Origin of the sequence: Kribbella sp. NPDC050241 (assembly GCF_044459685.1) — a bacterium.
Lineage (GTDB): Bacteria > Actinomycetota > Actinomycetes > Propionibacteriales > Kribbellaceae > Kribbella.
Map to the genome: position 1 here is coordinate 382554 of NZ_JBITJE010000002.1, position 13402 is coordinate 395955.

The following is a 13402-nucleotide window of genomic DNA, read 5'->3' on the forward strand; positions in this document are numbered from 1 at the left end:
CGCAACGGGGCGCGTAGGTCACGACGTACCTTCACGGCCATGAACGCCGCTCCAGGCGAGATCGCCGCGATCAACGAACTGGAGCTCGGCAACTGGCGCACCGCCTGGCGCATCCTCGCCGCCGGCGGGTTGACGGACGCGTACATCGGCGCCGATCTGAGGACGATCGCTCGAGCGATGTCGTACCGGGCGGCTGGTGACTTCGGCCTGGCCTGGTCGACACTCGGCATGGCGGCAGCGAGCGTCCATCGCCGTCAGCCGGGCGTCCCTGTCGCATCGTCGCAAGGGACCGATATCGTCCGGTTCGCGCTGCCGCCGGACCCAGGTCCGCGGGCGGGAGCGGCGTACCGGACGGTTCGGCTGATCTGGCGCGAGCAGGGCGAATTGCACCAGCTACGTCGTCAAGCGGCCGAGCGCCCGATCGGCATGACCCAGGACAGGCACATCCTTCTGCTGGCCTTCGTCGAGTACCTGTGCTGGGTCGAGTGTGATCGAGAGAGCTGGCTGCAAGAGGTCACCACGGACGACGAGAGCGCGTCGGTGGAGGCACGAATCCACGAGTTCCGCGAACGCCGGCGGGAAGGCTTCCTCCGGAGTGCCACCGAGCTGCGGCGCCTGGACCGCCCGACGGCAGGGGGGATGACTCGGGCGGTCTGGGATCGCATCGACCAGTACTACGGGCTGCGCCGGTTGGCGACACACGAACTGGGGCGACGTCCAGCACCGCCATGGGTCGACTCGGTCGTCCCGGAAGGGACCCCGGCACGGAAGGGTGCCGCAGTCGCGTGGACGATGGCTCAGCCTGCTTGATCGGCGCAGCCCTTTGCGTGGCCTTTACCTGTTGATCGATGGGCCATAACCTTTGGGGAACCGTGTTCCATCGCATGGTCGGCCTTCAGATCGTTGAGATCGTCAACGATCGGACGACCGGTCGGCAGCGCGAGGAGGGGTCGAGACGATGATCGCGATCCTCACCGCGCCCGGGATCTGTACCTCCGAGCCCGAGATTCGCGTGGCTGGGTCGAAGCCTGCCGATCTCTTCAGAACGACTGACCTCGGATCCGGCATCGGCGTCGAGATCGACCTGTCGGAACCGGGACGCTGGCGTTCCGTCACCGTGCACCGCTGGGAGCAGGCCGACCTGGTTCTGCTGCGAGCGGTCATCGGACCGGACGCCGTACAAGATCTCGAGCGCTGGCGCGACGAGCGGAACGCCGCAGGCTCCCGACGGCTCGAAGCCGAGCTGTCTGTCGACTTCACCCCCGCCCGGCCCTGGCTCAGAGCCGCGGTCATCGATGCGCTGGACTGGTGGCTTCAGCTCCCGCTCGATCAGGCGTTGCTCGACGCTGAGCGGGCAGTCGTCCACGCCCGGGCCGCAAGATCGCTGCCCGCGGGCGTACTCCGTCGGGATGTCGCGGACCGCGCTCTCGTGCTCGCGCGGCGTTCTGCGGGCGGGTTCGTCGACTACCTGGACGGCCTGACGGGGTCCGCAGAATCGTTGCCTCGAGCCCTGTTCTCCGGGCTGTCCCGCCTCGTGAACGGATATGCGGCGCTCGGTCGGCGGGTCATCGACGGCCCGGACGACGACCTGGACTCCGTGGCTGCTGCGTGGCTGAGGCTCAGGGCGGTTGTTCCTGTTGCCGCAACCTTCAGGCTTCCCGATCACTCCGTGACCTATCAGCTGAGTGACCGGCCGCTGCTCAACACCACACCGCTGAGGAGCTCGGTCGACCCGCGCCAACTGCGCGCGCGCATCGTCGATACAGACGTGCGGGCCCAGGAGATCCGCATGGTCAGGTCAGGTGAAAGCTCCGTTCGCGTGATCGTGCCTGCCTTCGGTGCGCGTCAGCAGCCGGCGCTTCTGGCGGATCGCCTGATGGTCCGACTGGTCGACAGCAGATCGGGCGCGGCCCAAGAACCGGTGCTCCTGACCTTGAGGTCGGGCCGCGAAGCCGAGCGGTTCGGTGCGGCGACTCCGGTGTTCACCGAGATGGTTCCGCTGCGCGGTGCATCGCCTGAGTATCTGCGCGCGGATGTGTTCGACCCCGACAGCCACGCTTCGCCGGCACGAAGCGACACCGACGACGCGTTGCTCCGCCAGCGCCGAGGGCAGTTCGTCCTGGGTGAATGGCGCCGCGCCGTGGCCGAGTCGCGCCTGTCCAGGGGTGCGAAGGTACGGCGGCGCCGTCTGACTCGGTTGCTCGACGTACTGACGCAGACGGGTCCTGACGCCGGGCAACCGGCGTTCTTCGGAGGTCCGACGCCGGCGGAGATTGCTCAGCTGATCGACCACCCAGGCGCGCGGTCGGAGACCAGGCACCCGTGGTTCGCGTCCACTGAAGGAGCCGGCGAACTACTCGTCGCCGAGCTCGCAGCGGTGCACGCGAACCGCTGATCAGGGTGGGCTTTCGGCTCGGCGATGCCGTCGCGGCATCGTTGGTGGCTTTGCAGATCAGGGGTACGGCGTACTTGGGGTCAAGAGCGCGGCCGTGAACGGGCACAGGCCTCGCTCCGTTGACCCAGGAGCACCCCATGGCCCTGACCAGAGCGAGCAGTCTGAACAGAAGGCGGGGTCCGGCGCTGGTCCGTCCGGGCGGCGCCACCGACGTCCAAAGGCCGGATGGCCTGATACAGCTGGGGACGCGAATGGCTTCCCGACCGTCGACCTCGCTCTGGTTCGTGATGGCCGCCGACCTGGCAACGGTGGTCTGGATGTACACATTCGGTTCCTGGTTGGACCACACCTCGAAGTTCACTGCCACAGCGACGCTGGGCGGCCATCACATCCTCGTCCTGGTGCTGGCCGCCCTCGCCTTCGCAACACTCGCAACCCTCGCCCTGATGACCGACGGCTTCACCAACACGACCCCACGCCTGTCCCTGGCCAAGAACCTGGCCTGCATTCTCTCCGTCGTAGCACTGACCGGCCTGGTAGCACTCATCCTCGCCAGCCTCCTCAGCCGAGTCCTCTTCGGCCGCCTACGCCCTTGAATTCTGCCGCCCGTACTCCTACTTCGCCTTGATCTCGCAGATGCGGGGTTGTGGTCGTCGTCAGTGGGATGTTGCGAGGAGGGCGGCGTTCTGGCGTTCGAGTGCTTTGACCGAACCGGCGGTCCAACCCGGCTCGAGAGCTGCAGACAACGGGTCGGGGAAGATCTCCTCCTCGCCGGCTGCCACGCCGTCGAAGATCGCTCGTGCGACCGACTCCGGAGTCGCCTTCGGTATGTCGAGGTCGCGGGACATCTCCGTGTCCACCGGCCCGGCCAGTACGGCGTACACGCGGACACCGCTCGGGGACAGCAATGCGCGGAGGGATTGGGTGAGCGAGAACGCCGCGGCCTTGGAGATCGAGTACGCCGGGCTGACGGGCACCGACGCAAGGGCCGCCGCCGACAACACGTTCACGACGGCACCACGCGATCGCGTCAACTGAGGCAGGAACGCCTGGGTGGTGGCGTGCGTGCCGAAGAGGTTGACCGCCAGGTGCCGCTCGAGGATCGCGCGATCCCCGAGGTCGTCGTACTGCAACAGGCCGGCGTTGTTGATCAGGACGTCGAGCGAGTCGACGCTCTTCGCCGCGAGCTCGATCTGGACGTCGTCGGTGACGTCCAGACTCAGCGTGGTGACGCGTTCGTCCGGGTGATCGAGCGGCCGGCGCGTACCGGCGTACACGCGGGATGCGCCGCGCCGCAGCGCCTCCTCGACCAGGGCCTGTCCGATGCCTCGATTGGCGCCGGTGATCAGGACGGACCGGTTCGCGATGGGGTCTTCCGACATGGTGTCTCTCTCCTTCGGATGGGCTTGCTGAGGAGATAGACAGGGCGGGCGCGCGAAACTGGGCGCTGCGGGAGCGACCAGTTCTGTCCATGGCCGGTGTCAGTATCGGTGTGGAGGTGACGAATGGACTCATTGTTGCAGCGCGCGCGGGCGGGTGACCGGGACGCGTTCGCGGAGTTGGTGGAGCCGCATCGCCGGGAGCTGCAGGTGCATTGCTACCGCATGCTCGGATCGTTGCAGGACGCCGAGGACGCGCTGCAGGAAACGTTGCTCTCGGCATGGATCGGGCTGGACGGGTTCGAAGGGCGGTCGTCGGTCCGGACCTGGCTGTACCGGATCGCGACCAACCGTTGCCTGAACGTACTGCGATCGTCGTCACGCCGACCGGTGGCCGCGACACCGTTCCCGGTCACGCCACCACCGGAGCCGTCGCGGATGGGTGAGGTCCCGTGGCTGCAGCCGTATCCCGACCTGCTGCTCGACGGTCTGCCTGACGACGACCCTGGCCCCGAGGCTCGCTACGAGTCCCGCGAGGCGATCTCGCTGGCGTTCGTGACCGCCGTGCAACTGCTGCCTCCGAACCAGCGCGCGGTGCTGCTGCTGCGCGACGTACTCGGGTATCGGGCTCGCGAAGCCGCTGAGATCCTCGGCCTGACCGAACCCGCCGTGAACAGTGCACTCAAACGAGCCCGTACGACGATGGACGCTCAGTCAACCGGCAGGCCGACGCGCGGGCCCGAGGATCGTGACCTGGTCGAGCGCTTCGTCGCCGCCTTCACCGCACAGGACGTCGACGCACTCCTCGCCCTGATGACCGACGACGTCTGGGTCCGGATGCCACCGCTCCCGTTCGAGTACGGCGGCACCGAAGCCGTCCACCGCTTCTTCACCGTCCTCGCCGGACACCGACGCGAGATCGCGAAGATGGTCCCGGTCGGCGCGAACGGCCAACCAGCCTGGGGCGAGTACATCCGCGACCCCGTCACCGGCGTCCTCCACATCGTCGGCGTACTCGTCATCGGCATCACCGGATCCCACATCCACGAACTAACCCACTTCGAAACAACCCTCGCGCCGTACTTCGGCCTGCCCCGGACCCTGGACTGACACCCGTGCTGAACTGGCCGAACTGCACCAACGCACGAGACCTCGGCGGGCTGCCCTTGACCGACGGCGGCCGGATCCGCACCGGCGCACTCGCCCGCAGCGACAACCTCGATCAGCTCACCGACGCCGGCATCGCCGCCGTGCGTGCAGCAGGTGTGAGTCGCATCGTCGACCTGCGCAGTGTCTGGGAGTGCGAGACGTACCCATCGCCGTTCACCCACGACGACCGCTGGCTCAACGTCCCCCTCACCGATCCCGCCGACCCGGACGTCTCTACGTCGGACCTGTTCGAGCAATACCGGATCCTGATTGACGACTACCCCGACCGCTTCGCCTCCGCGATCACGGCGATCGCCGACGCCCCATCCGGCGGCGTCGTACTCACCTGTCACGCCGGCAAGGACCGCACCGGCCTCGTCACCGCCCTCACGCTTGCCCTGATCGGCGTACCTCGCGACGCCATCGCCGCCGACTACGCCATCACCAACCTCACCAAACCCCGCCCCGGCTTCGCCCTCCCCACCACCGAAACCATCCTCCACCTCCTCGACCACCTGGACACCGAGTACGGCGGCCCGCGCCGCTACGTCAACCAATCCGGCATGACCACCACCCACCTGGCGTCCTTGACCACCCGCCTCAGTCAGGTGGACCGGCAGGGCTAAGGTGCGGAGATGGGGTCCGAGACGATCGACATCACCATGTCCGACGGCGTCGCTGACGCCTACCTCGCGCGACCCTCCGGCGACGGGGCTCATCCGGGCGTGCTGTTCGTGATGGATGCGTACGGCGTGCGGCCGCAGATCGAGCGGATGGCGGACCGGATCGCCGAGCACGGGTACGTCGTACTCGCACCGAACGTCTTCTACCGCTCCGGCAGGTCACCCGTGGTCCCGCTGGACGAGATCAGCGATCCGGGACTGTTCGCGCGCCTCCGGCCGATGTTCAACGAACTGACGCCTGAGCGGATCGTCAGCGACGGCCGCGTCTACCTGGACACCTTGGAGCGCGTCGCGCCCGGCCCGGTCGCGATCACCGGCTACTGCATGGGTGGGCGGGTCGGCTGGCGGATCGCCGCGGCGTACCCCGATGGCGTCGCCGCGCTCGCCGGATTTCACGTCGGCGGCCTGGTCGCCGATGGCGACGACAGCCCACACCTGACCGCCGGCAACCTCAGGGCCGAGGTCTACCTGGGCTTCGCAGACAACGACCGCAGCGCCACTCCCGAGCAGATCGCCGAACTCGACCGCACCCTCACCGACGCCGGCGTCCCGCACCGCGCCGAGGTCTACCCGGGAGCCGCCCACGGCTACACCATGGCCGACACCCCGGCGTACAACGAACCCGCCGCCGAACGCCACTACACCGAACTCTTCGCCCTACTCGATCGCACGCTGACGCCCTAGCCGAAGCGGTGCTGATACTCAGCCGGTGTCATCCCGAGGCTCCTCTGGAAGTGCCGATGCAGATGGCTCTGATCAGCGAACCCCGTAGCTTCGGCGGCTTCGGCGATGGACATGCCCGCCTCGAGCAGACGACGGGCCGCTCGGATCCGGTGAGCAAGCTGCAACGCATGAGGTGGAAGCCCAGTACGTTGCCTGAAGAGCCGAATGAGCCGGAACTTCCCGGTCCCCGCGACCCCGGCAAGCTCGTCCAGCCCGACGTTCCGCTCAGGCTGATCAGCGAGGTACTCGAAGGCTCGCTGCAGCGCCCGCCCGTCGTGCGCGGTGATCGGTGGGCGCGCCGAGCGGATGGATGAGGTTCGGTCGATGAGAAGGCGGAGCCACTCGACCAGCCGCTCGTCCTGCTCGAGCCGTGAACTCGGCGCCTCGAGCGTGGCATGCAACCGCAGGAACCCGGCAGCCAACTCGGGATCACTCAACACCGGCTCCGGGAACAGTACGTCGGCCAACGGATCAGCCTCCGCATCCTCAGCCAGCGCCGCCAGATCAGCCACCTCGATGACCATCAACCGCGCATCCCACGGCCGGCACTCGTCGACCGACCGCCCCGAGTGCGCGTACGACGGATCCCAGGCAACCAACTGCCCCGGCCGCACCACCCGCTTCTCCCGCCCCCGCCATGACCGCATCGGCTCGCCACCGACGACGCCGAACACGTACTCACCCCGCGGATCCACCGCGTACCGAGTGGTCCGCCCCGCCATCAGCAGCACCCGTCCTTCACCCGGCGCCCGCCACATCCGAACCTGCTCCACCTCGCCATGCTAGGCGCCTGCAAGAACGTTCAAGACACCATCGACAGTGGCGACCTAGGTTGCTCGACATGTCGATCACCCCACACATCGTCGTGCAGAACGCCGACCGAGCTGCGGCCTTCTACCGCGATGCCTTCAACGCCGAAGAACTGGAACGAATCCCCACCCCCGACGGCCGACTCATGTCTGTCCAACTCCGCATCGGCGACTCTCTACTCCACCTCGCCGACGAGTTCCCCGAAATGAACGTGCTGGCCCCGCCGACCATCGGCGGCACCGCCGTAGTCCTGGCCCTCGACGTGGCAGACGCCGAATCGGCCCTGGCCCAAGCTCTGACCGCCGGCGCCGAGATCCGGCATCCCCTCCAGGAAACCTTCTGGGGCACCCGCCACGCACAACTGACCGACCCCTTCGGTCACCTCTGGAACATCGACCAGCACCTGCACGACGTACCCCACGAAGAAGTAGTAGCCGCCACAGCCCGAGCCTTCTCCTGACCTAACTGAAGGTCTTCTTGTAGAACGTGGCCGAGTCTTCGTAGCCCAAGGCAACATAGAAGTCCCCCGCCCGCCGGCTGGCGAGCGCAAGGTAGGCAGCGCCTCGACCCAGGTGACAGGTCCGTTGGCGAGCAAGGTCGTATGACTGTTGCCTAGCAGGTACCCGACGACACCCCGGCCAGGCACCTCTGCAACCAGCAGGAGTGTCTGCGCCGCGATCAGAAGCCTCGCAAAGGACTCGTCGAACGCCGCACGCTCAGGCACGAACGAGGTCGCAAACTCCCGCGCAAGCCCCCAGGCCTTGCCCCGATCGCCCGCCCCAGCACCCCGAACAACCACCCGATGATCAGCCATGGGGCACAGTTTGCCATCCATATGCAGCAAGCATTTGATCATTACCGCAGTTGGGTATTTGAGCGACCACTCAAGGTCGCCATTGTGACGCTCATCAAAAATGCCTGCGGACCACCTCGGTGTAGCAGTATTATGGGATCAGGCGAAACATTAATCCGCGGTGCGAGTCTTCGGCCGGCGGACACGAAGTGGCCGTGCCTCGGGCCACCGAGCCTCAGCGAAGGCCCTGTGCCTGTAGCGCGACCTGGCACCAGCTGCCGGTCGTCGCGGATCGCGGCCGACCGGCCCGGGGGAAGGCAGGGGTGCAGGATGTCCGATGATCCTGCAGTGCGCGCGGAGTTGCGCGCTCGAATCGAAACAAGGCGGGCGGGTATCACCGCCTTTCTGCACCAGGTCCGTCCACGCCGCAATCGACTGACCAATATCAGCATCGTCAGCAGCGCGCTGGCGGCGGTTTTGGTGGCAGGTCCGGCCGTCGGCGGCCTGGCATTCACGAACAGCGTAAAAGAAGAACTGTCGATCGCCACCGCTGCGGGCGTTTGGAGACCGCTCTGCGTGGCCGCATTGATCGTCTCTTTGGTGTCGGTGATTTCCGCCAACCTGAGCAAGTCGCAGGATCTCGCCGCACGCGTCACGGCCGCGGAGGTCTGCAGCACGGAGCTCGAGGGGGTGGCGACATCCCTCCAGTTCGGCCACCTCTCCGTGGAAGAGGCGGCCGAGCAGTACCACCAGTCCGTCAGCAAGATCCCCTTCGTCGAGGACCTGTCGGACAAACCGCGTTCATTCGAGCAGACCTGAGCGACTCAGCCTGCTTCGAGAACGAAGAAGAGGAAGCTCAGGAACCTTGACCGGTCCCCGATGTTTGGCGGTAGCAGCTCGCGCGGAGCCTCGGGGGAGAAGGGCGGCTCAGCGATAACGGAGATGCGGAAGCCCGCCTCGGTGAATGCGTCCGTCATCGCGTGCAACGGCCGGTGCCAGAACGTCAGTACTGCGTCCTGGCCGTTGAAGCTGAACTCCTCCGCGTGCTCGGCGACCTCGAAGTAGTCGGCGTTCGGCTTGAGGATCTTGTAGATGATGGGGTGGTTCACCGACAGGATGAGGCGGCCGCCTGGCTTCAGAACGCGCCGCAGCTCAGCCAGAGGCGGCGTCCAATCCTTGAGGTAGTGCAGTACGAGCGAAGCGACGACGTCATCGAACGCACCGTTGTCGAAGGGGAGTGGCTGGCCGAGGTCGGCCACGTGCAGGTCAGCATCGTCACCCAGTCGCTGCCGCGCCAACTCGATCATCGCGGGGCTGCCGTCGAACCCGGTCACGATGGCACCCTTGGCTCGCAGGGCCGCAGACAAGGGCCCAGAACCGCACCCAGCATCGAGAATCCGGCGACCCTTGACGTCGCCCGCCAACTCGACCATCGCCGGCTGCTCGTAGTACCTGTTCAGGAGGCTGGAGTCGTTCTCCGCCGAATAGCTCTCAGCAAACCCGTCATAGTGATCGGCCTTCACCAAGTCCTCACTCTCATTAGGGTCTCCCTGCGCTAGGCCACCTTGGCAATCTTGCATTCAATGCCCGCCGGTCCGATGGGAGCTTGCGCTGGGGTGGTTCCTCCGAAGGTGGTCGTGCCGCGAACCTCGAAGGTCTGACCGCCGATCCTTTGGTGTGAGGCTGCATCCAAGACGTCGACGGTCACCGAGTAGCTCGTCGCGTCGCCTGAAATCATGCCGCTGATCGTTACGGTGCCCTGCGATCCGACGGTGTTCACCTGGCAATCGACGTTGGTCTTGTAGCTCTTCGGAGTACTGCGTCCTGGCACACCGATCAAATAGAGCACGGTGAAGACGACCAGCAACGCCAGCACTCCGAACGCGAAGATCATGCGAGTCTTCCGCCGAGGCCCCCGAGGCGATCCATAGTCATCGTTGGCCATGGTCCACTCGCTGGTCGGCATCCCTAGTCCCCGCAACCCTGATCGATCCTGGCGCAATAAGCGGCCGTCAGCATACATCTCGGTATGTGACCTCGCTCCGGCGGCCGAAGGTGCCGCCCGCAACCGTTCCGCGTCGCGCGCAGATGCCAGGTTGTGGACGCGGGCCGGCCTGTGTACGCCCGTCAGCTGCTGGCGGGGTTCGGGGGCGTGCCGGCCGCCTTCGGAGCCGGTGCACCCTGCGCCGGCGGTGTCCGCCGCGCCGCGCGCAGCACGCCGATGACGGCGCCGATGAGCCACAGCGCGACGGCCACGGACGCGATGCCCCCGCTCCAGAAGCCGGACAGGCACAGCACGACAACCGCGTAGGACGCCCAGGTCGCCCACGTCGGCAGGGCACCCGCCTGCTGGGCGATCCGTGTCGTGACGGCGACCAGTACACCGCAGCCGATCAGCCCGGTGAGCGCGAGGACCTGCCCCGCCATGCCGAGCGCGCGGACGGTGTTCGGATCCGCGGTGAACTCGTCCGACCACGCCGCGAACGCGCTCCCCACATCGAGTGAGACACCGGTGATCATGAGCCCGCCGAACAGTGCCGCAGCCGGCACGACCGCGTGCGCGAGCGGGTCGCCGCCGGACAGTCGGTCGAGTACTCGTCGCACACCGGTGGCGAACCAGAGCAGCAGGGCGACCCCCGCGGCGAGCACGGGCATCCCGACCCCGGCGGCGGCCTGCCGCGCGTCGTCATTGAGCCTCTCGAGGATGGCGGCGTCCGACATGCTTGGGTTGTCGACACCGACCAGGTACCCCAGCGCCACCCCGACAACGAGCAGCACAATCGAAGCGGCACCCGCCCACCCCGCACGCCGAAGTGCCCGTGACTCGTCCATACCGCCTCCCCACGGCCGCGCCCACGGATGAAGTGGTGCACGCACCAAGATCCGCCCCGCGGCGCGAAGTACCCCAATCCGAGTGTGCAGCCGCACCGAGCCACCAGCAAGACACCGGTCGCCATCATGATCCAGGAACTCCCCGGGCCATCGGGCGAGCATCGTTCAGGTGCAGGGACCCGTCCGGAACTCGGCGAGTGGGATGGTCAGTCCGCCGTCGGCTCGATCTCCGGGATCGGCTTCCAGTCCTCTGCCTACGTGGACCTGGCCGAACTGCAATTTCTTCAACCCAGCCAGCGTAAATGTCGCGTAGCCGGTTCGTGGTGATCCTGTGTTGCTCCAGGCGTGGAGAGAGTATTCGGTGTCAGCTCGGAGAGGCTTGCGTTCGCCCTGGAGTCGCCAGCCGCTGCCAGACAGTGGAAATTGCACGAATCCTGACGCCGATGGGCTGACGACCCAGGTCGCCACTGGGGTGACGATCGGCGACTGATCCGGATCCACAGAAGGGGTCTCGCTGTAGATCGTGACACCGTCGACGTGCTCGCAGATCTGCATCACCGCGACAGGTCGCCCTGCTGCGTCGACCGTCAGGCCCATGAATCCGTTGACCGGAGGCTCGCAGGCGACCAGGAGGCTAGCAGCACAGAACAACAGGGCAGCCGTGAATGCGCGCCCACCCCTCGATGCCATGTCGGCACGCTAGCGAACTGCATTCAGAAGTGATCGGGGCCGTTAGGACCTTGGCGTGGGACTGTTATGCCGCCGCTACTTCCGAACGGTTCAGATCGTCCAGGCCGCACGGACTCGGAGGGAACTGATCCGGCTCAGTTCGACTGAGCCTCACGTTCGGATTGGCTGTCTCGTTGCTATGCGAGGCATGGTGGCGAACTGCGACGTCCGATGGTGCTGGTTGTTGCTGTACCGATCGCTGTACCTTCGGCACGTGCCGGGTCGCTGCCGGCGACGATGTGGATCTCATCCAGGTGACCGTTCGGGTGCTGGCCGACGTCCTGCAAGCACGTGCACTCCTCAAGTGACTAGTGCACAAGGTGCTGCTGTGGCTTGATGCTCAGCCGTCGGTCGCGGCCAGCCAGCGCCTCCAACTTGCGACGCTAACCGGCGTGCTTTGATCGTCAAGTACTGCGCTGACGTATCCGGCTCGCAGCCGCACGAGCGAATCGGTCGACGCGGCCGCGTCCGCGAGCAGGTTCCGGAGTTCAGGACTGTCGAGGCGTCGCGCCAAAGCCGCGTACCAGCGGTCCTCACACCAGTGCTCGCGATTGACCGCGGCCATTACAAGGTCGATCAAGGCCTCCCCCCAGCCCAATGGGCCGGCCTTGATGAAGCCGCGCAGAATCCTCTCTTTCTGCTCCCATGGCGACCAGGGCGCCGCGGTTCGCCACTCGTCCTGAAAGCCGACTTCCCACTGGAGGAACAGGACTGCATACGGCACTGACTCTGCCGCTGCGTCGTCGAGCTCCTGATAACGCGCTCGGCCGAACTCCGCGGCAACGCTGTAGAGGGTTTGAGCGATGGCGTTGCTCTGCATGGCCTCCGCCTGGTCGTACTCAGCGGTCAACTTCGGTGAGTGCGAGAAGTCGGAGCTGCGGCCGTTTTGGTACCAGAGGGTGTTCGACCACCGGAGCCCGGCGGACCACGTAGCTATGAGCTCGCCCTGCCGGTCCAACGCCGCCCGCCGACGCGCAGGATCCGGATCAGTCAGGTCGAACAACCATCTATGACTATCTGACGGCACCGGCTGCATGCCTGCAGCCTGCCAGAACCTCGCGCGGCCAACGGAACTGGTCGCCACCTACCTGAGTTGCTGTGCTGGCGCCACCGGCCTCTGCGGGAGAACCACAGATGAGGGGTGGTCAGGAGCGGTCTCGACCCGCCGACCTTTTGCTATTCAGCTCGCCGGACTGGTGCGCGGGATCCCAAAGCGTGTTGTCTGACGTGGCCACACATCCCGCTGGGAGGGTGAATGACGCCAGGTGCTGCCGTACGGCCTGCCCGCTAACTCATCGGTACGTCCGATTGGAGCTGCGGGGACGCTGCTCAACACTGGATGGATGTCGGAGCAGGTTCTCGCCGCGGAGATGGACGAGTGGCCCAGCAGTCAATGGAGGCTGTGGATCACAACGCTGACCAAAAGGCATCCGCACCTGCCGAGACCAACTGGTGGTTGCGAGTGCGAATCATGCCCCAGAGCCGTGCCTATAACCGCACGTTGGCAGACGATATTCGCCGCGAGTGGGCGATGGTGTTCTTGTTGCTTGTCGAGGGCAGCGAGAGGTTCGCCGGCCTTGACCGATGGGAGGCAGCCACGGACGCCGCGAGCATGCGAGCGCTGCTGATCAATGAGCTTGGGCCGCTGCCTGGCGACGAGACCTGGGATCCGGCGGCACTGGTCCGCAGCGTTCTCGCAACAACGACTCCGCATCCACAAGCTGCCAGTGAGTTGGCTCGTCGATGGAGAGCGCTACCTCGCGAGGAGATGCTGCTGCTCCGGCGTCACAAGAACCTGCTCGCACCGCTGACAATGATGATTGACCAGGTACCCGCCGGATCAGACCGAGACGTCGCCCGAGCATGGCTGGCGGTACGAGCGAGCCTGCCCTGACGTCGATGTGCTCGG

General features: G+C 66.4%; 16 protein-coding genes. 9 read left to right on the forward strand and 7 right to left on the reverse strand.

Annotated elements, in window-relative coordinates:
* Positions 1-39: 39 nt before the first annotated feature.
* The 3 genes from ACIBG5_RS09735 (at position 40) to ACIBG5_RS09745 (ending at position 2991) form a co-directional block, all read left to right on the forward strand.
* Positions 40-810, forward strand: coding sequence for a hypothetical protein (locus ACIBG5_RS09735; RefSeq protein WP_396391125.1), 771 nt, complete (start codon positions 40-42; stop codon positions 808-810).
* A 148-nt stretch (positions 811-958) separates the two neighbouring features.
* A complete protein-coding gene (locus tag ACIBG5_RS09740) occupies positions 959-2395 on the forward strand; it encodes a hypothetical protein (protein ID WP_396391126.1) in 1437 nt (478 codons plus the stop codon).
* 251 nt (positions 2396-2646) lie between these two features.
* The gene (locus ACIBG5_RS09745) at positions 2647-2991 is read left to right on the forward strand and encodes a hypothetical protein (RefSeq protein ID WP_396391127.1); all 345 of its coding nucleotides are present in this window, start codon (positions 2647-2649) and stop codon (positions 2989-2991) included.
* A gap of 60 nt (positions 2992-3051) precedes the next feature.
* On the opposite strand, the gene ACIBG5_RS09750 is transcribed toward ACIBG5_RS09745, so the two are convergent.
* The gene (locus ACIBG5_RS09750) at positions 3052-3777 is read right to left on the reverse strand and encodes an SDR family NAD(P)-dependent oxidoreductase (protein ID WP_396391128.1); all 726 of its coding nucleotides are present in this window, start codon (positions 3775-3777) and stop codon (positions 3052-3054) included.
* 123 nt (positions 3778-3900) lie between these two features.
* Between ACIBG5_RS09750 and ACIBG5_RS09755 the strand changes: the two genes are divergently transcribed.
* Genes ACIBG5_RS09755 through ACIBG5_RS09765 form a run of 3 tightly spaced genes read left to right on the forward strand, consistent with a single transcriptional unit; the run spans position 3901 to position 6290 of the window.
* Positions 3901-4884 (forward strand): sigma-70 family RNA polymerase sigma factor, encoded by a 984-nt coding sequence (locus tag ACIBG5_RS09755; RefSeq protein ID WP_396391129.1) that lies wholly within the window; start codon positions 3901-3903, stop codon positions 4882-4884.
* Positions 4885-4889: 5 nt separating this feature from the next.
* Positions 4890-5549: a tyrosine-protein phosphatase gene (locus tag ACIBG5_RS09760; RefSeq protein ID WP_396391130.1), complete on the forward strand. Its 660-nt coding sequence runs from the start codon at positions 4890-4892 to the stop codon at positions 5547-5549.
* Positions 5550-5558: 9 nt separating this feature from the next.
* A complete protein-coding gene (locus ACIBG5_RS09765) occupies positions 5559-6290 on the forward strand; it encodes a dienelactone hydrolase family protein (RefSeq protein ID WP_396391131.1) in 732 nt (243 codons plus the stop codon).
* Here the strand turns inward: ACIBG5_RS09765 and ACIBG5_RS09770 are convergent.
* Entirely contained in the window at positions 6287-7102 is an 816-nt protein-coding gene (locus tag ACIBG5_RS09770) for a helix-turn-helix domain-containing protein (RefSeq protein WP_396391132.1), read from the reverse strand. The genes ACIBG5_RS09765 and ACIBG5_RS09770 overlap by 4 nt on opposite strands.
* Before the next feature lie 68 nt (positions 7103-7170).
* Here ACIBG5_RS09770 and ACIBG5_RS09775 point away from each other — a divergent pair, with 68 nt between their 5' ends.
* Together ACIBG5_RS09775 and ACIBG5_RS09780 are read left to right on the forward strand one after the other, a co-directional pair.
* Positions 7171-7599 (forward strand): VOC family protein, encoded by a 429-nt coding sequence (locus ACIBG5_RS09775; protein WP_396391133.1) that lies wholly within the window; start codon positions 7171-7173, stop codon positions 7597-7599.
* A gap of 663 nt (positions 7600-8262) precedes the next feature.
* Positions 8263-8751: a hypothetical protein gene (locus tag ACIBG5_RS09780; protein WP_396391134.1), complete on the forward strand. Its 489-nt coding sequence runs from the start codon at positions 8263-8265 to the stop codon at positions 8749-8751.
* A gap of 5 nt (positions 8752-8756) precedes the next feature.
* Here ACIBG5_RS09780 and ACIBG5_RS09785 read toward each other — a convergent pair whose 3' ends face one another.
* From ACIBG5_RS09785 to ACIBG5_RS09805, 5 genes are all read right to left on the reverse strand, one after another.
* Positions 8757-9455, reverse strand: coding sequence for a class I SAM-dependent methyltransferase (locus tag ACIBG5_RS09785; protein WP_396392031.1), 699 nt, complete (start codon positions 9453-9455; stop codon positions 8757-8759).
* A gap of 32 nt (positions 9456-9487) precedes the next feature.
* On the reverse strand, positions 9488-9826 hold the full coding sequence (locus ACIBG5_RS09790; protein WP_396391135.1) for a hypothetical protein: 339 nt from the start codon (positions 9824-9826) through the stop codon (positions 9488-9490).
* Between the two features lie 233 nt (positions 9827-10059).
* Positions 10060-10764: a hypothetical protein gene (locus tag ACIBG5_RS09795; protein ID WP_396391136.1), complete on the reverse strand. Its 705-nt coding sequence runs from the start codon at positions 10762-10764 to the stop codon at positions 10060-10062.
* A 165-nt stretch (positions 10765-10929) separates the two neighbouring features.
* On the reverse strand, positions 10930-11361 hold the full coding sequence (locus tag ACIBG5_RS09800) for a hypothetical protein (protein WP_396391137.1): 432 nt from the start codon (positions 11359-11361) through the stop codon (positions 10930-10932).
* Positions 11362-11833: 472 nt separating this feature from the next.
* A complete protein-coding gene (locus ACIBG5_RS09805) occupies positions 11834-12343 on the reverse strand; it encodes a hypothetical protein (protein WP_396391138.1) in 510 nt (169 codons plus the stop codon).
* 528 nt (positions 12344-12871) lie between these two features.
* Here ACIBG5_RS09805 and ACIBG5_RS09810 point away from each other — a divergent pair.
* Complete coding sequence (locus tag ACIBG5_RS09810) at positions 12872-13387, forward strand: hypothetical protein (protein WP_396391139.1); 516 nt, start codon at positions 12872-12874, stop codon at positions 13385-13387.
* The last annotated feature ends 15 nt before the right edge of the window (positions 13388-13402 follow it).

What these genes read in the sequence shown, in the direction of transcription:
- ACIBG5_RS09745 (WP_396391127.1), top strand. Translation starts at nt 2,647, where the DNA reads ATGGCTTCCCGACCGTCGACCTCGCTCTGGTTCGTGATGGCCGCCGAC.
- ACIBG5_RS09755 (WP_396391129.1), top strand. Translation starts at nt 3,901, where the DNA reads ATGGACTCATTGTTGCAGCGCGCGCGGGCGGGTGACCGGGACGCGTTC.
- ACIBG5_RS09750 (WP_396391128.1), bottom strand. Translation starts at nt 3,777, where the DNA reads ATGTCGGAAGACCCCATCGCGAACCGGTCCGTCCTGATCACCGGCGCC.
- ACIBG5_RS09740 (WP_396391126.1), top strand. Translation starts at nt 959, where the DNA reads ATGATCGCGATCCTCACCGCGCCCGGGATCTGTACCTCCGAGCCCGAG.
- ACIBG5_RS09775 (WP_396391133.1), top strand. Translation starts at nt 7,171, where the DNA reads ATGTCGATCACCCCACACATCGTCGTGCAGAACGCCGACCGAGCTGCG.
- ACIBG5_RS09790 (WP_396391135.1), bottom strand. Translation starts at nt 9,826, where the DNA reads ATGATCTTCGCGTTCGGAGTGCTGGCGTTGCTGGTCGTCTTCACCGTG.
- ACIBG5_RS09800 (WP_396391137.1), bottom strand. Translation starts at nt 11,361, where the DNA reads ATGGGCCTGACGGTCGACGCAGCAGGGCGACCTGTCGCGGTGATGCAG.
- ACIBG5_RS09795 (WP_396391136.1), bottom strand. Translation starts at nt 10,764, where the DNA reads ATGGACGAGTCACGGGCACTTCGGCGTGCGGGGTGGGCGGGTGCCGCT.
- ACIBG5_RS09765 (WP_396391131.1), top strand. Translation starts at nt 5,559, where the DNA reads ATGGGGTCCGAGACGATCGACATCACCATGTCCGACGGCGTCGCTGAC.
- ACIBG5_RS09735 (WP_396391125.1), top strand. Translation starts at nt 40, where the DNA reads ATGAACGCCGCTCCAGGCGAGATCGCCGCGATCAACGAACTGGAGCTC.
- ACIBG5_RS09780 (WP_396391134.1), top strand. Translation starts at nt 8,263, where the DNA reads ATGTCCGATGATCCTGCAGTGCGCGCGGAGTTGCGCGCTCGAATCGAA.